The organism is Neobacillus sp. NPDC097160 (assembly GCF_044762155.1).
Classification (GTDB): Bacteria; Bacillota; Bacilli; order Bacillales; family Cytobacillaceae; genus Neobacillus.
In genome coordinates this window covers 77,106-97,940 of sequence record NZ_JBIWDU010000002.1, presented here as the reverse complement: position 1 = coordinate 97,940, position 20,835 = coordinate 77,106, and the positions used below count along the sequence as shown (strand labels likewise).

The following is a 20,835-nucleotide window of genomic DNA, read 5'->3' as shown; positions in this document are numbered from 1 at the left end:
TACGTAGTGACTTATTAATGTTACTAGTGAAAGGAGTTTAAATTGTGAAGAAACATATTTCTTTACTTATGACACTGCTATTAATGCTAACCTTTATTCCGTCTGCTTTTGCTCAAAAAGGACCGGTGAAAAAGGCCCCAGCTCCAGTAAAATATCAAGTCCCGGCATCAGTTCGAAACATTTCGAAGGAAAATACGTATCCGAATTCGACTCAGGACCTGCCATTACTGAAACCGAGTGATTTAACTAAAAAGTTAATCAACTCATCCAAGGAAAAAATCGAAAACCCTGATTTGATCCGTATGCTCAATGAATCGAGTATTAACAGCAGCCCATTTGCGGTTGGCTACCGTGCAATTATTTACCTTGGCCAGTGGCCGTTGAACTACGAATCATCAGAAACCTCCCCAAATTGGGAGTACCAAAAGATTAATACAAATTACTTTGATAATCGGGGCGGAAAGGTGCCATATCAAATTAAGTATGTTCAAGAGACACAAAAAATTGTCCGTGGCGGGCTGACAGCCAAAATTGCCAATGCCGAAGACGTGAAAAAAATGATGCTCCTAAAGGCAATGGAAAAGACACGACTCCCGCTCGCATTTGAAACGATTATCGGTTCCGGAACGAAAAATGATCATATCTATAACATCCCTGCTAACCGTTTAGGCTACTTATATGCGTATGCACCCGGTGTCAATGAAAAAGGAAAAGTAACCTACGGAGAAGTGTATTTAATGCTAAAAGGTAACAAAAAGTTTATCGTGATTAAAAATGTTACCTCACAAGGGATCGGCGCCTGGATTCCTGTTCAGGATTACGTTTCGTTTGGTTTCGCTGCATCAGAACGACCGCGTTGATTTGGGCGGAAGGTAGAATGACTCCTGGCAACAGGGGTCTTTTATTTTTGAAAAATAGGATAAACTAATTGTCAAAGTACGAATATTTCGGTAGGATGAAAACGTTAGTGAAAGGAGAGATACAGCTTGGGAAATCCAATTCAAGATAAAAATTCGCAGGTTGATTTTTTGAAACAGCGGTTAAATATGTTTATTGATGTACTTGATGCCATTGATCCGGAAGATGCGGATCTTGAGGATATTGATCGTTTAATTTCTATGCTTGATGATATGGAATCGAAATGTAGAGAATTCAATAATCGTGAAGAAAGTGAGTCTGTTTAATTGCAGGCTCTTTTTTTGCGGCTGTTAATCGGAAATTACCGCGAAATCCCATGTCCTCACTAACAAGCTTATCCTTTAAATCTAGTGGTTATAGGAGTATAATGTAAGCGTGTAAAAAGTTGCAAAATTTAAATAGATAATTTGGGGAACAAAGGGAAAGGGGTACTCGAATTGAATATTGAAAAATTCCAGGAAAGCATGTACAAGCTTGTCGTTGAAACTTCAACAAAACTTCCAAAGGACGTTCGCCGGGCTGTTTTAGCGGCGAAAGAAAAGGAAAATGCCGGTACAAGTGCTGCCATGAGCCTTGCTACCATCACAAATAACATCAAAATGGCGGATGATCAAGTTTCACCAATTTGCCAAGATACTGGATTACCTACTTTTAAAATTAAAACGCCCGTTGGTGTCAACCAATTAGAATTAAAAGAAGCGATTCGCAATGCCATAGTTCTTGCTACCAAAGAAGGCAAATTGCGTCCAAACTCTGTTGATTCCTTAACAGGGGAAAACAGCGGTGATAACCTTGGTGCAGGGGTCCCGGTTATCAAATTTGACCAGTGGGAAAAAGATTACATTGACGTCCGTCTTATTTTAAAAGGCGGCGGCTGTGAAAACAAAAACATTCAATATAGCCTGCCATGTGAGTTAGAGGGGCTAGGACGCGCGGGCCGCGACCTTGATGGCATCCGTAAATGTGTCATGCATTCCGTATACCAGGCACAGGGTCAAGGCTGCAGCGCCGGTTTTATCGGTGTTGGAATTGGCGGCGATCGTTCATCAGGCTATGATTTAGCAAAAGAACAGTTATTCCGTTCTGTTGATGACGTCAATCCAAATGAAGATCTCCGGCGGTTAGAAGAATACGTGATGGAAAATGCTAACAAACTTGGTATCGGCACAATGGGCTTTGGCGGCGAAGCAACTTTGCTTGGATGTAAAGTCGGTGTCATGAACCGAATTCCTGCCAGCTTCTATGTTTCCGTAGCCTATAATTGCTGGGCATACCGTCGCTTAGGTGTCAGCGTGGATGCTGTGACTGGGGAAATCAAAGAGTGGGCCTACCAAGATGGTGAGTTCATTGATTTTGCTCAGACTGAGGCTGAAAAAGAAACAGCCGCTTCATTGTCTGAAGAAGTGATTACTTTAGAGGCGCCGATTACGGAAGAAAAGATCCGTGAGTTGAAAGTCGGCGACGTCGTTCAAATTAACGGATTAATGTATACAGGCCGTGATGCGATTCATAAGTATTTAAGCGACCACGATGCACCAGTTGATTTAAATGGCCAAGTAATCTACCACTGCGGACCGGTTATGCTTAAGGACGAAGCTGGGGAGTGGCACGTGAAGGCTGCCGGCCCAACAACAAGTATCCGTGAGGAACCATACCAAGGCGACATCATGAAGAAATTTGGAATTCGCGCCGTGATCGGTAAAGGCGGCATGGGTCCTAGGACATTGGCAGCACTTGAGGAGCATGGGGGTGTGTATCTGAATGCAATCGGCGGTGCGGCACAATATTATGCTGATTGTATTAAGGGTGTCGAAGGCGTCGATTTAATGCAATTTGGTATTCCAGAAGCGATGTGGCATCTTCGTGTCGAGGGCTTCACAGCCGTTGTGACAATGGATTCACACGGAAATAGTCTGCACGCTGACGTCGACAAGTCTTCATTGGAAAAATTGGCACAATTTAAGGAAGCAGTTTTTAAATAAGATTATGAGGGGTAGGCGCGGGCTTGTGGCGTCTATCCTTTTTTTGCGTATTTTTACGCTTGAGTGGGGTCATTTGTTCATATGTCGATGAAATTTGTTCATAACTTAAGTGAATTTGTCCATAACCTTCCAAGATTTGTTCATATAATTAATTATTTGTTCATATCAACACAAAATTTGTTGATAAATTTTGACAATAAAATGAAGAGTATTGTATTTCTTATTTTTAATGCAGGAATCCGTGAAAAACATGTCGAAATATACAATAATTTAGAAAAGGAGGGAATATTTTGATTGATTTAGACTTAATGAAACCAATAACATTGGAGCAAGCAGAAGCTACCCAAAGAAGATTATCTTTTAATCATGTAATGAGGAATGAAGTTGAGGTAAAAGTAAGGAAATTAGCTTCGGGATATCAAGGAGAGAAAAAGTTACACTATTTTCTTGGATTAATTCCCGATAAAAAGTATCATATTTTTCATGGCCTTCGACTTCCAGCTGAAAAATCTTTCTTCCAGACGGACGCTCATCTACTGTCCACAAAATTAATCATCCTCATTGAATCGAAAAACTACTCTGGAAAACTCTCTATTGAAAAACTTCAATTAACCCAAGAAATAAATGATACAAAGTTGGTTTACGAAAATCCATTAGCACAAGTTAATAGGCATAAATTACTTTTGCTTTATTTTTTTGAGAAGTATCAAATTCCTCCAATTCCAATTGAAACTCTGGTCGTGTTTACTAAATCTTCTGCAGAAATAAACATTGCTCCAGGATATACAGAAGCAGAGAAAAAGATATGTAAGGCCAGTAACCTTTTGAAGAAAATTGAGGAAATAGAGAGATACTATAGAAAGGAGAGTGTCGATCAAAAGACAATCGGAAAAATTAAAAGACTATTACTAAATAAACACACTCCATTTAGATCAGATTTTTTGAAAACAATGGGGATAGATAAAGGTGATATTGTAACAGGAGTTCGGTGCCCAAAATGTGAGTTTGGTCCAATGAAATATAAAAGGAATCATTGGAAGTGCCCAAAATGTAATCATATTTCAAATAATGCCCACCTGGAAGCAATTAATGACCACTTCCTTATAATTAAAGCTACCATCACAAATTCAGAGTTACGTGAGTTACTTCATCTTCCAACTAGAAGAGCCTCTACCTACGTATTAACTTTACTAAATTTACCCTCCACAGGATCTAAAAGAGGAAGTATCTACCATCAACCAAAATCATTTCCTTTATCCACCAATTATGTTTCCCCCCATAATACAAACACTATAAAAAACAAATAGGGGGAACATGGATGAAAAGAATACTAAGCACCATTAGTATGCTGCTCTTATTGATTTCGAATGTTACATATGCAGCCATTTCCAATCAACCGATTCACTGGGGATTCAAAAAAGCGGTTAATGAGCAGCCGCCGGAAGCAGGTGCAAATTATGACCAGATTCTCGCAAAATATGGTGCATTTTACAAAGGTGACCCCAGCACAAAGATTTTATACCTTACCTTCGACAGCGGCTATGAAAATGGCTATACTCCGAAAATTCTTAAGGTCTTAAAAAAGGAAAAAGTACCTGCTACTTTCTTTGTAACGGGGCATTTTTTAAATTCGCAACCAGAACTTGCAAAACAAATGGTAAAAGAAGGGCATATCATTGGCAACCATTCCTGGAGTCATCCCGATTTCACTGCGGTCAATGATGCAAAAATTCGCGAAGAGCTCGAAAAGGTAAAAATCAAAACAAAAGAAATAACGGGGCAAAAAGAAATGAAGTACTTGCGCCCGCCTCGGGGCGTTTTTAGTGAGAGAACGATGCAAATCGCGAAGGAAGAGGGCTACACGCATGTATTCTGGTCACTAGCTTTCGTCGACTGGAATATTAACCAGCAAAAAGGCTGGGAATACTCATATGCCAATATCATGCGGCAAATCCATCCCGGCTGCGTGCTGCTGCTTCATTCCGTTTCCAAAGACAACGCAGATGCGCTGGAAAGAGCTATCAAAGAATTGAAGAAAAAAGGCTACAAATTCAAAAGCCTTGATAAGTTTAAATAATTTCCAAAGGGGCCGGATTTCGCTTAGGAATTCGGCTTTTTACCATAAATCGTGCTATAATACGGGGAACTTATGCTTGATGAAAATTTGGAGTGAACAATATGAAAACCGAACAAGGTATTAAAATTCAACTAAATCAAACATTCCCGTTAACGATAAAAAGACTTGGCATTAATGGCGAAGGCGTCGGCTATTTTAAAAAACAAGTGGTCTTTGTGCCGGGTGCCCTGCCAGGTGAAGAGGTTGTTGTCGAGGCAACGAGAATTAACCCCAAATTTGCCGAAGCAAAAATAAAGAAGATCCGCATCAAATCCGCGCATCGTGTCAAACCGCTTTGTCCTGTTTATGATCAATGCGGCGGCTGTCAGCTGCAACACCTGCAATACGATCAGCAGCTCAAGGAAAAACGGGATATCGTTATCCAATCGCTTGAACGCCATACAAAACTGTTTTTAGACAAGCTCGACATCCGTGAAACTATTGGCATGGAAGATCCATGGGGATACCGAAATAAAAGCAGCTTTCAGGTCGGCCAGAAAGACGGCAAAGTACTTGCAGGACTATACGGACTTAACTCGCATCAGTTGATCAACATTGATCAATGCGCAGTCCAGCATTCGCAAACAAATGAAGCAACATTAAAGGTAAAACGGATTTTAGAGGATTTACAGATTCCAATCTATAATGAAAAAACTAGAAAAGGAATCGTCCGAACCATTGTTACCCGTGTCGGTGTGCAATCGGGGGAACTGCAGATTGTTCTCATTACAACAAAAAAAGAACTGCCAAAAAGGGAACTCATCATAGAGGAAATTCAAAAACGGCTTCCAAATGTAAAATCAGTCGTCCAAAACATAAATGGTGAAAAAACATCGCTTATTTTCGGCGCGGAAACAGTAAAGCTGGCTGGCGAAGATTTTATTCAAGAAACATTGGGAGATCTGCAATTTGAACTATCAGCGAGAACATTTTTTCAATTAAATCCTGTTCAAACGGTCAAGCTATATAATGAAGTGAAAAAAGCAGCCGCACTGACAGGCAAAGAAAAAGTGGTCGATGCCTATTGCGGTGTGGGAACGATTGGGCTATGGCTTGCTGACCAAGCAGCGGAAGTCCGTGGCATGGACGTGATCCCTGAGTCAATTGAGGACGCCAAGAAAAACGCGAAACGTCATGGATTCACTAATACCAAGTATGTTCCAGGAAAAGCAGAAGAAGTACTGCCTAAATGGGTCAAAAAAGGCTGGAAGCCGGACGTCATTGTGGTGGATCCGCCAAGAACCGGCCTCGACAACCAACTGATTCAAACCATCTTACAAGTCAAACCAGAGAAACTGATATACGTCTCATGTAATCCGTCGACATTGGCAAAGGACATCCAAACCTTGAGCTCAAAATATGATGTCAAATACATTCAGCCGGTAGACATGTTCCCGCAGACGGCGCACGTCGAGTGCGTGTCGAAGCTCATTTTAAAATAATGTAATAATAATGCCCAGTCTTAGGACTGGGCTGTTTGAATTTGAAAAAGGAGATATTTATTAGTTTTTAATTTGCCATTACTTATTCTCCATTCGAAAAAATAAGAGTATTCGAGTTTCATTTCGAATACTCTATTAATTTGAAGAAAATCAACTAAAATGGAAGGTGCTAGGCACTTTTTTTCTTTGGGCTGCCCCTAATGTCACTAACTCTCCTAAAACCTGGCGGCATGGCCGTGCATCATGCACGCAGAGCTTTAGTGTCAAATCGACTATCATTCTACATATTATAATGCATATTCCAAATTAACTAGCTAGGATCCTACTTTTTATAATTAGTTTAAATTAACTACAACAAAAGTATAGAAAATCCAATAAATTTAGAAGAAATATTAATTTTATCGCCATGTCAAGTGGTGAATTGTATCTACCATAAAATAGCATCTGGGCTTTTATAACTAGTTTTTATAAAATTTAAATAATTACAACTATTCATGTAAATTTATATTTATTAATTTATAATAAAACCGACTGATAATAATAGGGGGTATCAAATGTTGAAGAAGAAGTTTATTGTTCCTGCAGTTCTGTCGTCGGCGTTGTTGGTAGGTTCTATCCCAGCTAGTAATGTATTTGCGAAACCGGTTGATTCGAGTGTGGTTAGTAGTGTACAAGCTTCTAAAAAATGGAATGAGAAGGCAAGCGTCCCATTATTTGTAACGGAGCGATTTGCCGAGAAATTCTCTTCTAGCAATCCTTCCAATGCAGTTAATTATTTGCAGAAAAACGAAGGTAAAACCGGAATTAAAAATCCGGGTAAAAATCTAAAAGTAAAAGATACACAAACAGATGAATTGGGTATGACTCATGTCCGCTTTAATCAGTCAATCAATGGCGTTAATGTAGAAGGGTCCGAAGTTATTGTTCATTTTAATAGGGATAATGAAGTCGTATCCGTCAACGGAAGAGTAAATCAGACGATTGCCGATGATGCAGTGGACACGACTGCCACCTTAAGTAGTGATGCAGCACTTCAGAAGGCATTATCCTCTGTCAATGCTCCCGAAGAGCTGACATATGAGCCAACTTCTGAGCTTGTTGTCTATCCTTTTGAAGGGGAAAATCATACGGCTTATAAAGTGAATGTTAACTTCATGGGGGATGAGCCTGGAAACTGGTTTGTCTTTGTGGATGCAAAAACGGGAGAAGTCGTCGATAAGTATAATGGCTTAATGCATGCGGATGAAATGAAAACACAAAAAGGTGCTGGGAAAGGGGTACATGGCGCTCACAGGGAATTACATATTACCCAAGTGAAGGAACCGAATTCTGGGACTAAGTTTGCGTTGGCTGATTATTCTCATGAGGGTCTTCAAGGCATTATCACGTATGATGCTAAAAATGATAATACTTCCAGTAACGATACTATATATGTTGGAAATTCAGCTGCATTTATTGGCGACTATGATCGGGCTCTTGTCGATGCACACTATAATTCGGAAAAGGTATATGACTATTACCTTAATCAGCATGGTCGCAATTCCCTTGACGGTAAAGGGATGGCCATCATCTCCAGAGTCCATTATGGAACCAATTATAACAATGCCTCTTGGAATGGGCGTTGGATGACCTATGGTGATGGTGACGGTAAGTTCATGATTTCTTTATCAGCCGGCCTTGACGTTGCTGCCCACGAAATGACTCATGGCGTCATCACTAATACAGCAAATTTAGTATACCAAAATCAATCTGGAGCACTAAACGAATCATTCGCTGACATCTTTGGCGCACTCGTTGACGATGATGATTGGGAAATGGGCGAGGATATTATGGCGCCTGCTGAAAAAGCTAAGGGTAATGGAGTATTGCGCAGTTTAAGAGATCCACATAGTGTTATTGTACAAAACGAGCAAAGAAGGGCATATAGCACAAATGGCGGTGTCTATCCGAAACATATGGATGAATTTTATAAAATGCCAACTTCAGTTGATGGCGGCGGTGTCCATGTTAACTCTTCGATTACAAACCATGCCGCATACTTGATTGCACAAGATATCGGCAGGGAAAAATTAGGGAAAATTTTCTATCGTGCTTTATCTGTTTATTTAACTCCAAATTCCAATTTTAGCGACGCGCGTAAGGCGGCTGTTCAGTCTGCAATCGATCTTTATGGTGAAGGCAGCGCGGAAGTGGCTGCAACTAATTCCGGATTTGATGCGGTGGGAATTTACTAATTATATAATTGGATCTGCCCGCAGGAATCAATATTTTTAGCGGATTTTAGAAGAATATTAAAGTGCGTTTTATGTTCTCCCAGACTAAGAGTTTGGGGGGATTTTTGTTATGGTCTCACCAGCATCCCATGTGTTGCCACTTACACTCTGGACATGTGGAGTGCGTGTCGCAACTCATTTTAAAGAAAGGCAACTAACCCTTGGGGTTGTTTCCTATTCTTGTTCCTCGAAAGGATTTACGACCTAAACAAAGGGTTATATAATGGAGAAACAGAGCTAGGTTAGTGAATAAGAAGGAATAAATAAACTTTTATTGAATATGAACAAACAAGGAAAAAAAAGAAAGGCTGTGAGGATTGAATGTTTGATGAAAAACAAGAAAGTTCAATTTTAGGAACAGTCATAGCGGTTAGTTTAAGTAAGAGGCATACGTTTAGTAAAGAAAATCAAGATATTATAAAATTGGTTAAGGGGTTAGGAGTAGAAAGTGATGCACACTTTGGTTCAACGGTTAAACATCGTTCGAGAGTGGCACAAAATCCAAACCAACCGAACCTAAGACAAGTGCATTTAATTCAAAATGAGTTATTCGAAGAGTTAACAGACCGTTTTAATATTAAACCTGGACAAATGGGTGAAAATATTACAACTGTTGGAATAAATCTTCTTGAATTATCTACTGATACAATACTATATACAGGTGAATCTTCCGCAGTTAAAGTCACAGGCTTACGCAACCCTTGTGCTCAAATTGATCATTTTCAACCTGGTCTATTAAAGGCTGTTTTGGATAAGGATTCAGCTGGAAATCTAATAAGAAAAGCAGGGTTAATGGGAGTAGTATTGCAGAGTGGACTAGTGAAACAAGGTGATACCATTCGTGTTGAATTTCCACCTAAACCTTTTAAAAAGCTTGAACGTGTTTAAACTAATTGGATGCGTATTTGTACTTTAGTGAAATTAATCCTCTTTTGTGAACAAAATATATCTAAACAATAGGGTGCTTTCCTTAAATAGCCGGCTGCTAATAAAAAGGCAGCCTTTTCTTATTGAACTAAGGAGCAGGCTAGTGCGGGCTTTTTTCTTGTTGCACTAACGGAGCAGAATAGCTGAAGAAGGATTATTTCAAATTGTTGTCGAAATTAGTCCAATTAAGAATAAAAATTCTAAAGGGGAAACAGTATGAAAAAAGGTCAATTAGAAGTTTTTAACCTACATAAATTAATTCAAGACCAAACGGACTATACCAATTTTATCGTAAGTGAAATTAATGACCACGCTCTTAGAATAGCCGTTATAAATGGTGAATTCCACTGGCATAAACACGAGGATTGCGATGAATTATTTTATGTATTAGAAGGTGAACTATTTATAGACTTAGAAAACAATGAAACAGTATCTCTTAAACCAGGTGAAATATTTACGATTCCAGCAAATACAATGCATCGAACTCGTTCAAATGAACGCACAGTTAATTTATGTTTTGAAAGAACCAGTAATGATATAAACGGATAGATAATTTACAAAAATCTACGTATTAATTTCATTAACAAGGCTGTTTCAATAGCCTTGTTTTCTTCAACTACCATGGAAGAACGATGTATATTCCATTTTCTGTGGTGAAGCTTTGCTGCATGGGTGGCTAACGGGCGGATTCTTCAATAACGATTGCTCGCTTTTTTTATCTAGTATGTGACAGGAGTGTTGAAGAAGAGGAAGTTGACGCACGTCCAGTGTATCGCGCAACTCAATTTAAAAGAAGGCAACTAACCGGACGTTGCCTTCTTATTCATAAAAACCAATCATTCTTTGAAATGAAAGAGCCAGCTGTTCCTAAAAAGCTATACTTTTGGGAAAATTATCCATGTATCAGTAAATAACTACCGGCTCATAAGAACTGAGATTGTCATACACAGTTTTCATAATGTTTGGCGGTGTGTTGACACAGCCATGCGACCCTGCGTTAAGATAAGCATTACTTGCCCAATTGCCCCGCCAGCTGGCATCGTGGAACCCCTGACCATCATTTGTAAAAGGAGCCCAATAGTTAACAGGTGTCTGATAAATGATTTTTCCGTTTTCCCTGCCCGTTAGTACGGCGTTAGTTTGCTTATAAAGGACATACCACACCCCTGGCGATGTATCATGTCCGGAACTGTGTTTGCCGGTAACAACATTCGTTGTGACGACTAATTTTCCATTTTTGTATATCCAAATTCGCTGCTCGGCAATGGAGACTTCAGCGTACGTATCACCAATACCATTGTTTGCGATTGTGTCATATCCGTAGCCTTCACCCTTCCAGCCATGTCCGTAAATATTAGACGCAGAAACTGATTTCTCCCCATTTTCAAAAGCGCTCATAATGCTCGGTATTTCTTTATCAACATCTAAGGCCCAGCCATAGCCTTTACCTTTCACCGGTATCATCGAACCTGAATGGGTTGTGAATGTGAAATCCTTATTTAATGTGGATTGGGAATTGTTAATCTCAGCAATCTTATTCTTAATATCACCAGCATCATCAAGCTTAATCTGCAAATCTTTTGAAATAGAAGCATTTTTAATTAATTCGCCCGCCTTTAGCGTAAAAACTTTATCCTGTACCTGATAATCGACGGTCTGTGCAAGGAATTCCTCCAGCTTTTTCTGTTGATTTTTTATAAACTCGCTGTCTTCTTTAATTGGCTGTATGTATGCTGGATTGAGACGGATTTCACCAATATATTCTTGCTTTTCGAAGTCCTTCAAAAGACTGGCGACATCATACTGCTCTCCGTCAATGCTGTTAGTGACAACAATTTTGCCTTGTTCCAAACGAACCACGGCATCTTGTGGCGCTTTTAAACTTTGATTCATGGCTAACAGCTTTTCTTCTACCTGTTTTTTCAACGTCTGATTTCGATACTGATCCTGATTGCTGGGCATTATTGAATAATCTTTAGCCTTTGAGGAGGGAAAAAAAGTCCACTGGCTCTTTAATAATTTCTTGACATCGGGCAGGTCCTTATCCGAAAATACCATCTTTGTATCGATTCCATCTAAAATTTGCTGATCTCCGACATAGACAAAATTTTTTAATACGGTTGCTTTTAATTTTTTTTGTGCCTGATCAGCAGTCATTCCACCGACTTTGATGCCATTAATCTTGATTTGTGAATTAAAATGGTTTGCCTGATAATAGCTGCCTGCTGCAATGAAGAGCGCGATAATAAGAATGATACTTGCTGTAATAAACCTCCAGTTTGCATACCACTTAGCTGAATTTACTTGTTGTTTCTCCATTTCTTGAACATTTACCGGACTCTCCATAAAGTTTCCCCCCATACCTGACCTTCAGTCGTAAACATCTTAGCCATAAGCAATTGATATTGTAGTAATGGTTACCACGGTTTAAAAACAAGTAATGTATACTACTATTCTACAAAATGCCATATTCGAACATTGTCGGTTTTTGGGTATGATTAAATTTTATCAAAAAGTAGCGTAAAACCCCTAGCTTTCTTAATATATGGGGATATAAGCTTTTTTTTGTTATTTTTTTATTGAAAACCAAATAACCTACTATACTTTTTGGTGTAATCTGGTATAATTAAACTACGAACAGAACACACGTTCCTGGTCAGGAGGAGGTGAATACAGTGTATAGCTCCTATAAAGTACAAATTCATCCTCAACATGAGTTGTTCGAATACTGTGATTCTCTATGTTTTAAGGCAAAAAATTTGTACAACATCACTAATTACTATATTCGTCAGGTCTTTACATCATTAAAAATAGAAATAAGAAATGATAATCAACTTCAAGTGTTAAGGGATATTGAAACTCATTTACCTCAAATGAATGATATTCGTCTAAAAAGCTATGAAAAAGCAAAAGCAAGGCCTAGGAAGGTAGATAAAAAAGGCAAAATTATAGAACCAAAGTTGAAACCCTTCAAAATGCCAACCCAAGAGAAATCATTCATAGGATATACCTTTGTAGAAGCGCTATTTAAGGTCATGAACCAAATTGATTACACCTCAATGCCCTCTCAGTCCAATCAACAAACAATGAAGAAAGTTTATGATGATTGGAAAAGCTATTTTGAAGCTACTTATAAATATAAACTCAATCCCGAAGGCTTTTCCGGTAAACCAAAGATCCCAAAATATAAACCAAAGAATGGTCGGACAACGTGCTATTTGACGAATCAAATTACTAAAATAATGGATGGGAATATACTAAAATTACCTGGAACCCATCTTCAACTAAACCTGGGGAAAATCTCTCATTCTGAAGGAAAATTACAACAGGTTCGGATTGTACCGTCCTATGGTCGCTATGTAATAGAGATTGTTTTTAAAGGCGAATCAGAAAAGGAAATCAAAAGAACGGATCAACAAAAAAATGAATTTTTATTTATGCCCAGACGGGTAATGGGTATTGATCTAGGTGTGAGTAACCTGGCAACTATCGTCGATAACACGGGGATGAAACCTCTGCTTATCAAGGGCACAGGGTTAAAATCAACCAATCAATACTATAACAAATTAAGAGCCAAATACATGTGTATTATAAGAAATGGGAAAGGCCCAAAAGAGGGGATCTATACCACGAACCGGTTGCTTTCCTTGGATCGAAAAAGGAATAACCGCGTCATGGATTTTTTACATAAAGCAAGCGCAAAAGTGGTGGAGGTTGCCTTAGAAAGAACGATCGATACCATCATTATAGGAAGAAATGTTGATTGGAAATCGGGAGCAGAAATGAAGAAGTCTGATAAGCAAACTTTCATTCAAATTCCGTATGCAACTTTCATAGAAATGATTCGATACAAGGCTGAACGTCAAGGAATTCAAGTCATCGACCGTGAAGAAAGCTACACCAGCAAGTCTAGCTTCTTGGATCAGGATCCAATCCCGACATTCGGAGATGAAAATCATCCTAATTTTAGTGGGTATCGATGTAGTAGAGCTTTTTATAAGATAAAAGGCTCAAAAGTTCTCATTCATGCAGATGTAAATGGCGCCTTTAATATTGTCCGCAAACATGTAAAGGATGCCTTTGAAGGACTTGAAAGAAAACATTTCCTTCAAGCCCCTAAGAAAATCATCATAATGAGTAAAAAAGCAAAGCTGAAGGCCTTGGCCTGATGTAGTAGCGGGACTTGTGGTAGCCCGCGAAAAGACAATGGGCTTTTAAAGCCTACTCTTTCGAAACCCCTAACTAAAGTTATGGGGATACTCATTTCCCCATGACTTCTTGTATTTCTGGGTGATTCATAAGAATTTCATTGCCATAATAATAACTGATAGATAGAGCAATGATGAGACCAATATAAATTAAAAATAATTGCATTTTTGTTGTTTTGCTAGTTTTATAATAACTTTCCGTTATCTGTACCTGTTTTTTATAATCTAGTAATTTTTCTTCCAATATGATGAGAATATTTTCTATTACCTGTTGATTATGATGAAGGTCATCTTCATTTAATACTGGGACACCCGATAATTGTTGAAGATAGCGATCCTTTTTCATTTTTTCAATTTCTGTATTCAGTGTATATAATATTTTAGTAATTTCCTGGTTTGAGACTTTCTGTTTTGCCTTTCCGGTAATTTCTTGAACGAAATCTAAATCATTTGATCCTTGCTTTATTTTTACTATCAAATGTTCAAGTTCTTGTACTTCCATTTTCTCGTGATGCAGACCTTTTTGTTTTTTAAATAATTTGTACCATTCTATTCCGCCCAAGATGACAATTATAAACCCTATAAAAATATGTTTCATTATTGAAAAAACCAATAATATGATGATGCCTAACCCCCATAGTTTAGTACTGATTCCCGCAGCAATTCTTCCGCCGTCCAATGGGGTAATAGGGATTAAATTAAATAAATTGAGCATCCCTCCCAAAATAATCAGAAGTGCCCAGAATGGTTCATGTGTAAAATAATACAATGGAATGCCAGGCAAGAAGGATAATAACCCGAATAAAGGACCCATGTACGCTACGAATCCTTCTTCCTTTGCATTTTTAGGCATTTCCTTTAGGCCGATTACCGCTCCGACAAAAGGAATAAATACAGCAGGGCTAACGGGAAGTTTAATCCTTTTAGCAGCGTATAGATGCCCCATTTCGTGAACAAACAATAAATAGACTAGAGCAACTGCAAACTTCCAACCGAAAAAAAGGGCATAGGTGCCAAGATAAATGAACATGCTCACAAGTGTTTGGAGTTTTAAAAATTTAAAAATTACTAAAACAAACTTTAATTTACCAAATAAAAATGCCCCTATTGCAGCAAATATCCCCAAATAGGTTTTCTTGCTGCCTGTTACATTCGTTTTACTCAAATAACCATCCCCTTAAAGACCTCCGCCGATAGTAAAACCAAATTATAGCTGTATATACATTATACAGGAAACAATTAGAAATTCAGTTTAAAGGTTGGAAACAAACCAGTAATTTACATTCAAGTTTTTATGACATATTTCCAGCTCCATTAAAATCACTGGAAAATTAATAGACTAAATATCTCAAAGGTTAAGGAACATAAAGCACTAGGATGGATTGAGCAGCCATGGATCAAAATTGGAGCTGCCATAGGGATTTTTACAGAAACTAAGCTGGGGTATACCGGATTAATTGTTTGTAATCTATTAGTAGCAATGATTTATGTATTTTCGACTAGTTTGGTATCATTTCTTTCAAGGAAACAGGAATTTGCTGTCCTGCTTGTTGGGAATATTGGGTGGATACAGGATTCATGGAACCCAAAAGACGGTATGAGAGGATAGTTTCTCTTAAACTTTCTAGGATGCTTTTCTGCAATATCTTATGTAAGTAGTTAGAAGGCCCTTAATAATGTTGAACGGTCTTTGGAGGGCGCTTTAATGGAAGATGAAAGAATCTGTTTTCTTTAAGGGATAAAGCAAGGGGATGGTTTGAGACCAGTGAAAAACTAACCTTTTTTTGCTCCAGTTTTTATGAAATGTTTGAATATTTTAGTTTGAATCTGAAAAGTAGGGGCTTTTTTCAATAAATCTACTAATTGAGGGGATATTTCTGTTCATATCCTCTCTATTTTTAGGATACTATTGCGGCTATCCTTTTTATATTGACTGCTATTGCAGCTAGTTTCGATTGAATTGACACGCTTAATAGACCATACCCCCTTGCTCGAGATAGGCCGTGAAATCTTTTGAGCTCCGCATTTTTCCCTTCAATTGTCGCTCTCTTTTTATATTTTTCCTTGAACTCCTCTGTTTTTTGATATTGAGATATCTCATAAAACTCAGATGTGTTCAACCCTACCACGAGTATTCGTCTTGCGCTTTTCTTTGCGCACATATCATGTAAAGGACAAGCCTTACATTGATCTTTATCGAAGTAGTATTTATAACCTTCTCTCACTCCTTCTTTTCTTTTTGATGTGTAACGTTTCTTGTCTACCGTAGTGTTTCCTTGGCTGCACTGCCATTCATCTGAATCTTTATTGTAGGTATATTCACTTTCATCCAGCCTGTATGAAGGAGGATAATAAATGGGTCATGATATATCAGGATACAATAAAGCAGGAGAAGAAATTGCTTATGCCCGTTTTAGCATGGGGAATTATAATGCAAAAATACTGTACAGTGTACTTGATGCAAATAATTACTATGCAGGAGTTAGTGGATCGGGCGATAGTTCTACCTTCTCGATACAACAAATTGAAAAGGCTTTGAATGTCTACAAACAATTTTATAAAAATGGTGAATCTCCGTCAGAAAGTGATGTCTTAACTTGGGATCAAAAACAAATCCTAAATTTTATACTAAACTGTTTAGCAACAGCACAAAAAGAAGAGAGTGTAAGAGTGTATTTTGGCTAATGTGTTTTAAGACACTTCACTGAATTTTACGGTTTCAAAGCTTTATCCTTCTAACTACTTTAGTATTAATTGATTTCATATGTAACAATTTTCCTTTCAGCTTAATTCAATCTTATGAATTGCTCTTTATCTCCCCAAAAAACACATGATTCAAACCTTCCATAAAAAACTACCTTTATTGCAAGATTAAATACTTCTCCAGAAAAAAGAAAAAGACATTAGCAAAGCGACTCCAATAAGGAGTACTATGTTAATGTCTCTTTTTAATTTTCAATTAACTTCAAAATATCTGTATATTCCCTTTAATTATTTTCAGATGAATCGGATTCCTCCTTAACCCAAAGTTGAGACCAGTTCTCAATAGTTCTTATAATGGGTTCCATGGAATGTCCTTTTTCTGTTAAAGAATACTCAATGATAACTGGGGTTTCGGGTATAACCTCACGCTTTACTATCCCTTGGTGTTCCAATTCCTTTAAACGTTCTGATAATACCTTGCCACTTATACCAATAGAAGATTGAATTTCATTAAACCTTTGTGATTCCAATAATAATTGATAGATAACTAAGGCTGTCCATTTCTGACTTAATAGCGAAATTGCCTTTTCAAATTTTGGGCAAATTGTTGGTTGCTTCATTTTATTAAATACACCTCTCTTGATTTATATTGTACCACAAATCAGATATTAAATTACAATTTAAAACTTAGTTACTTGACATTATTTAATTAAACAAATATACTTACTTACATAAAGTAACTTAATTTATTAGCCATTTCAATTTATTTCATTATTGCTGAGAAATCAAAAATTTCATTAGATCAAATGTTTTTTCAATCATAAAAAATATACTCTAGGAGGGTTATCCATGGGATTTCACAAGAAGCCAACAACATTTGTTGGGCATGTAAAAGTTAAAGTGGAAAATTTACAACGTTCAATAGAATTTTATAAAGATGTCCTGGGATTCGATATTTTAGAACAAACAACTTCAACAGTAAAACTAACAACGGATGGGAAAACAAGTTTTTTATCACTAGAACAACCTGAAGATGTTATACCAAAACAGGAAAGAACTACTGGTTTATATCATTTTGCAATTCTATTACCAGATCAATCTGCTTTAGCCAATATTGTAGTTCATTTGGTGGGAAAAGGAATTCGCTTTGGGTCTTCTGATCATCTTGTCAGTGAAGCATTGTACCTACACGATCCAGATGGAAATGAGATTGAAATTTATCGTGATCGGGCTCCTTCAGAATGGAAGTGGAATGGCGCTGAAGTGGAAATGGCTGTTGATACATTAAATTTTGAAAACTTGCTAAAACATGCTACACCGGGTAAGCCTTGGCAAAAAATGCCTGCTGAAACAGTAATGGGTCACATTCATTTACATGTGTCAGAACTAAATAAGACAGAAGAATTTTATAAAAAAGGACTGGGAATGGACGTAGTCAATCGATTTGGAGGGCAGGCCTTATTCCTTTCCTACGGAAAATATCACCATCATGTAGGGGTCAACACATGGAATGGCTTAGGGGCAAAAGCTCCCGCCAAAAATAGTGTAGGTCTCGAATCGTTTACGCTCATTTTTGATAATGAAGGGGCTCGTAATCAAGCAGTAACGAATTTGAAGCAGATTGGTGCGGAGGTATTAGAAGAAAACAATAATTTTATCACCTTTGATCCTTCTGGAAACGCAATAGAGTTAGCTGTATAAGATGGGAGGTATTTGATTGGCTACTAAAGAAAGTGCCGGTATTGAAATTGGTATTTACACACTTGCGGATATTGGTCCGAACCCCTTGACTTCCAAGACGATAACGTTTAAGGAAAGAGTAAAAGAAATCATTCAAGCCGCAAAACTTGCCGATGCGGCAGGATTAGATGTATTTGGCGTAGGAGAACATCATCGATTGGATTATGCTTCTTCATCTCCCGCGGTTCTATTGGCTGCTATTGCTCAAGTAACAAATCAAATTAGATTAACAAGTACAACAAGTGTTTTAAGTACACTTGATCCAGTTCGTCTATTCGAAGATTTTGCTACATTGGATTTACTTTCGGATGGTCGAGCAGAAATACTGGCTGGTAGAGGAGCATTTATAGAATCATTTCCTCTTTTCGGTTATAGTACAAACGATTATGATGAATTGTTTGAAGAACATATGGAGCTCTTATTACAACTAACCGAAAATGAGACCGTCACATGGTCGGGGAAGTTCCGTTCTTCTTTAAGGAATGCTGAAATTTCACCAAGACCGGTACAAGAAAAATTACCAATTTGGATTGGAGTTGGAGGTACACCCGAGAGTGCCGTTCGTGCTGGAAGATTTGGGGTGGGAATGGCTTTAGCTATCTTGGGTGGAAATCCAAGACGCTTTAAGCCACTTGTCGATCTTTATCGTCAAGCTGGATTGGATGCGGGACACTCACTAGAAACATTGAAGGTTGGTGTTACCGGCCATGCTTATATAGCTAAGACAACCCAACAAGCGAAGGACGAGTTTTATCCTTATTACTCTAATTATTGGGGATATGTAAATCGTCAGCGTGGAATGGGGACAAGAATGTCAAGAAATGATTTCGAACAAATGGCTAGTCCGGATACTGCATTGTTTGTAGGGAGTCCGCAGCAAATTGTCGAAAAGATCCTTCAACAACACGAACTCTTTGGGCACCAACGGTTCTTGGCACAGTTAGATATAGGTGGTCAACCGTTTAAGAATGTAGCAGAAGGCATTGAATTGTTAGCAACGAAAATTGCTCCAATCGTTCGAAGAGAGACAAGTAAATAAACTTTATATAGGCAGCGTGAAAAAGTTGCAGAAGAAAAAGGGTGGGAACAGGAATTCCATCCTTTTTTAATTTATAATTGAAAAACAATCTCCTTTATTATGGTGATACTCTTTACACTTCAAATGAATTGCTTTTCTAATATAAATGGTTGGTTTGTGTAAAAATTATAAACGTCCAAAAAAAATATTATTCAGTAAGTTTGGAGCGCTTTTTTAAGCATTAGGAAAGTTTCATTTAGCTAAGGAGTGGTGAAAATGGCACGAGTTTTATTTATTAATGCTGGATCTGAAGGACATGTCAATCCGACTATTGGTGTTGTGCAAGAGCTTATTTTGCGTGGAGAAGAGGTAGTGTACTTTACAATCGAAGATTTTCGAGAGCGTATTGAGAAGACGGGAGCTACTGTACGAACATTGGACGGTCAAAAATTTATAAAAGCCTTTATCTCGGGTGGAAGAAATTATTTACTCGAAAGAATCAACGGTCTATTACGTACTGCGGATATCGTGATACCAAGTGTACTAGAGCAAATCGAAGGAGAGCATTTTGATTACATCATCCACGATTCCATGTTTGGCTGCGGCCGTTTACTTGCCCAAATCCTAAAGCTTCCGGCAATCAATTCGTGTACTTCTTTTGCGCAGACTAAAGCAGCATTCGATGAAATGTTGGAACAGCTTTCTAAAAAAATTCCTGCAGAAATATACGATGAATATCAAAGCTTGACGGCAATGGTGAAGGAAAAATATGATGTCGAAATCCTTTCACCATACGAAGTTTTTTGTAATCCTGCACCACTAACAATTGTTTATACAACTAGGAAGTTTCAACCTTCCGGAGAAGCATTCGACCAAACTTATAAATTTGTAGGTCCATCCATCTCTTCACGATTAACGCAAGAAAACTTCGACCTAACTGCAATCAAGGGGAAAAACTCTATTTACATTTCACTTGGTACTGTCTTTAACCAAGCCATTGATTTTTATAAGCTTTGTTTTAAGGCATTTGGGAACACTGACCATACCGTTGTCATGTCGATTGGGGAAAAAGCTCAAATATCTTATTTGGGGGAGATTCCTGAAAACTTCATTGTAAAAAATTATGTTCCACAAACTGAGGTGCTGAAATGTACTAAATTATTTATTACACATGGTGGAATGAACAGTACACATGAAGGACTCTATTACGGGGTTCCACTCATTGTAATCCCACAAAGCGCGGATCAGCCGATCATTGCCGGGCAAGTTGCCAATATCGGTGCCGGTATTCAATTACAAATGCAAAGCTTGACTGCAAATCAACTGCGTGAAACCGCAGATCGTGTGTTAAACACCCCATCTTTCCGTAAAGCTGTTTCAAATATAATGGAATCCTTTAAAAAATCAGGTGGATATCACCAAGCTGTTGAAGAAATTTTTGAATTTAAAAGTAAATATGAAATCTAAATATTAAAATTTCTCAGCTGCCATTATTGGCGGCTTTTTCT

17 protein-coding genes and 1 pseudogene are annotated in these 20,835 nt (G+C 38.0%); 14 read left to right on the top strand and 4 right to left on the bottom strand.

The features are described from left to right. The first annotated feature begins 83 nt into the window (after positions 1-83). The 9 genes from ACIQXV_RS02405 (at position 84) to ACIQXV_RS02365 (ending at position 10,207) form a co-directional block, all read left to right on the top strand. Complete coding sequence (locus ACIQXV_RS02405) at positions 84-860, top strand: YfkD famly protein (RefSeq protein WP_402956306.1); 777 nt, start codon at positions 84-86, stop codon at positions 858-860. Between the two features lie 126 nt (positions 861-986). Further along, a complete protein-coding gene (locus ACIQXV_RS02400; protein WP_402955528.1) occupies positions 987-1,184 on the top strand; it encodes an SE1561 family protein in 198 nt (65 codons plus the stop codon). A 171-nt stretch (positions 1,185-1,355) separates the two neighbouring features. Beyond that, positions 1,356-2,900: a fumarate hydratase gene (locus tag ACIQXV_RS02395; protein WP_402955525.1), complete on the top strand. Its 1,545-nt coding sequence runs from the start codon at positions 1,356-1,358 to the stop codon at positions 2,898-2,900. A gap of 290 nt (positions 2,901-3,190) precedes the next feature. After that, positions 3,191-4,207, top strand: a complete 1,017-nt coding sequence (locus tag ACIQXV_RS02390) for an NERD domain-containing protein (RefSeq protein ID WP_402955522.1) — start codon at positions 3,191-3,193, stop codon at positions 4,205-4,207. Between the two features lie 11 nt (positions 4,208-4,218). Continuing rightward, positions 4,219-4,977 carry a delta-lactam-biosynthetic de-N-acetylase gene (gene pdaA, locus ACIQXV_RS02385; RefSeq protein WP_402955519.1) on the top strand — a complete coding sequence of 253 codons (759 nt, stop codon included), beginning with the start codon at positions 4,219-4,221 and terminating at the stop codon, positions 4,975-4,977. Between the two features lie 101 nt (positions 4,978-5,078). Next, positions 5,079-6,458 (top strand): 23S rRNA (uracil(1939)-C(5))-methyltransferase RlmD, encoded by a 1,380-nt coding sequence (gene rlmD, locus ACIQXV_RS02380; RefSeq protein WP_402955516.1) that lies wholly within the window; start codon positions 5,079-5,081, stop codon positions 6,456-6,458. 554 nt (positions 6,459-7,012) lie between these two features. Continuing rightward, positions 7,013-8,692 carry a M4 family metallopeptidase gene (locus ACIQXV_RS02375; protein ID WP_402955513.1) on the top strand — a complete coding sequence of 560 codons (1,680 nt, stop codon included), beginning with the start codon at positions 7,013-7,015 and terminating at the stop codon, positions 8,690-8,692. 360 nt (positions 8,693-9,052) lie between these two features. Next, complete coding sequence (locus ACIQXV_RS02370) at positions 9,053-9,619, top strand: MOSC domain-containing protein (RefSeq protein WP_402955511.1); 567 nt, start codon at positions 9,053-9,055, stop codon at positions 9,617-9,619. A 255-nt stretch (positions 9,620-9,874) separates the two neighbouring features. Continuing rightward, a complete protein-coding gene (locus ACIQXV_RS02365; RefSeq protein WP_402955508.1) occupies positions 9,875-10,207 on the top strand; it encodes a cupin domain-containing protein in 333 nt (110 codons plus the stop codon). Between the two features lie 354 nt (positions 10,208-10,561). Here the strand turns inward: ACIQXV_RS02365 and ACIQXV_RS02360 are convergent, their stop codons facing one another. Continuing rightward, complete coding sequence (locus ACIQXV_RS02360) at positions 10,562-12,004, bottom strand: L,D-transpeptidase family protein (protein WP_402955505.1); 1,443 nt, start codon at positions 12,002-12,004, stop codon at positions 10,562-10,564. Between the two features lie 329 nt (positions 12,005-12,333). Here ACIQXV_RS02360 and ACIQXV_RS02355 point away from each other — a divergent pair, with 329 nt between their 5' ends. Further along, complete coding sequence (locus tag ACIQXV_RS02355; RefSeq protein WP_402955502.1) at positions 12,334-13,827, top strand: RNA-guided endonuclease InsQ/TnpB family protein; 1,494 nt, start codon at positions 12,334-12,336, stop codon at positions 13,825-13,827. A gap of 91 nt (positions 13,828-13,918) precedes the next feature. On the opposite strand, the gene ACIQXV_RS02350 is transcribed toward ACIQXV_RS02355, so the two are convergent. Together ACIQXV_RS02350 and ACIQXV_RS02345 are read right to left on the bottom strand one after the other, a co-directional pair. Beyond that, positions 13,919-15,031 (bottom strand): site-2 protease family protein, encoded by a 1,113-nt coding sequence (locus ACIQXV_RS02350; RefSeq protein ID WP_402955499.1) that lies wholly within the window; start codon positions 15,029-15,031, stop codon positions 13,919-13,921. A gap of 736 nt (positions 15,032-15,767) precedes the next feature. Next, positions 15,768-16,208 (bottom strand): annotated as a pseudogene (locus tag ACIQXV_RS02345) (transposase); the annotation flags it as partial. Between the two features lie 13 nt (positions 16,209-16,221). Here ACIQXV_RS02345 and ACIQXV_RS02340 point away from each other — a divergent pair. Continuing rightward, on the top strand, positions 16,222-16,551 hold the full coding sequence (locus tag ACIQXV_RS02340; protein WP_402955497.1) for a hypothetical protein: 330 nt from the start codon (positions 16,222-16,224) through the stop codon (positions 16,549-16,551). Between the two features lie 302 nt (positions 16,552-16,853). Here ACIQXV_RS02340 and ACIQXV_RS02335 read toward each other — a convergent pair whose 3' ends face one another. Then, complete coding sequence (locus ACIQXV_RS02335; protein ID WP_402955495.1) at positions 16,854-17,189, bottom strand: winged helix-turn-helix transcriptional regulator; 336 nt, start codon at positions 17,187-17,189, stop codon at positions 16,854-16,856. Between the two features lie 229 nt (positions 17,190-17,418). On the opposite strand from ACIQXV_RS02335, the gene ACIQXV_RS02330 reads away from it, so the two are divergent. The 3 genes from ACIQXV_RS02330 (at position 17,419) to ACIQXV_RS02320 (ending at position 20,794) form a co-directional block, all read left to right on the top strand. After that, complete coding sequence (locus ACIQXV_RS02330) at positions 17,419-18,270, top strand: VOC family protein (protein WP_402955492.1); 852 nt, start codon at positions 17,419-17,421, stop codon at positions 18,268-18,270. A 16-nt stretch (positions 18,271-18,286) separates the two neighbouring features. Then, complete coding sequence (locus ACIQXV_RS02325) at positions 18,287-19,348, top strand: LLM class flavin-dependent oxidoreductase (RefSeq protein ID WP_402955489.1); 1,062 nt, start codon at positions 18,287-18,289, stop codon at positions 19,346-19,348. 255 nt (positions 19,349-19,603) lie between these two features. Continuing rightward, positions 19,604-20,794, top strand: coding sequence for a macrolide family glycosyltransferase (locus ACIQXV_RS02320; protein WP_402955486.1), 1,191 nt, complete (start codon positions 19,604-19,606; stop codon positions 20,792-20,794). Positions 20,795-20,835 lie beyond the last annotated feature (41 nt).

Excerpts from the sequence above, each read along its gene's own strand:
- ACIQXV_RS02405 (WP_402956306.1), top strand. The coding sequence starts at position 84 with ATGCTAACCTTTATTCCGTCTGCTTTTGCTCAAAAAGGACCGGTGAAA.
- pdaA (WP_402955519.1), top strand. The coding sequence starts at position 4,219 with ATGAAAAGAATACTAAGCACCATTAGTATGCTGCTCTTATTGATTTCG.
- rlmD (WP_402955516.1), top strand. The coding sequence starts at position 5,079 with ATGAAAACCGAACAAGGTATTAAAATTCAACTAAATCAAACATTCCCG.
- ACIQXV_RS02375 (WP_402955513.1), top strand. The coding sequence starts at position 7,013 with ATGTTGAAGAAGAAGTTTATTGTTCCTGCAGTTCTGTCGTCGGCGTTG.
- ACIQXV_RS02370 (WP_402955511.1), top strand. The coding sequence starts at position 9,053 with ATGTTTGATGAAAAACAAGAAAGTTCAATTTTAGGAACAGTCATAGCG.
- ACIQXV_RS02365 (WP_402955508.1), top strand. The coding sequence starts at position 9,875 with ATGAAAAAAGGTCAATTAGAAGTTTTTAACCTACATAAATTAATTCAA.
- ACIQXV_RS02360 (WP_402955505.1), bottom strand. The coding sequence starts at position 12,004 with ATGGAGAGTCCGGTAAATGTTCAAGAAATGGAGAAACAACAAGTAAAT.
- ACIQXV_RS02340 (WP_402955497.1), top strand. The coding sequence starts at position 16,222 with ATGGGTCATGATATATCAGGATACAATAAAGCAGGAGAAGAAATTGCT.
- ACIQXV_RS02335 (WP_402955495.1), bottom strand. The coding sequence starts at position 17,189 with ATGAAGCAACCAACAATTTGCCCAAAATTTGAAAAGGCAATTTCGCTA.
- ACIQXV_RS02330 (WP_402955492.1), top strand. The coding sequence starts at position 17,419 with ATGGGATTTCACAAGAAGCCAACAACATTTGTTGGGCATGTAAAAGTT.
- ACIQXV_RS02320 (WP_402955486.1), top strand. The coding sequence starts at position 19,604 with ATGGCACGAGTTTTATTTATTAATGCTGGATCTGAAGGACATGTCAAT.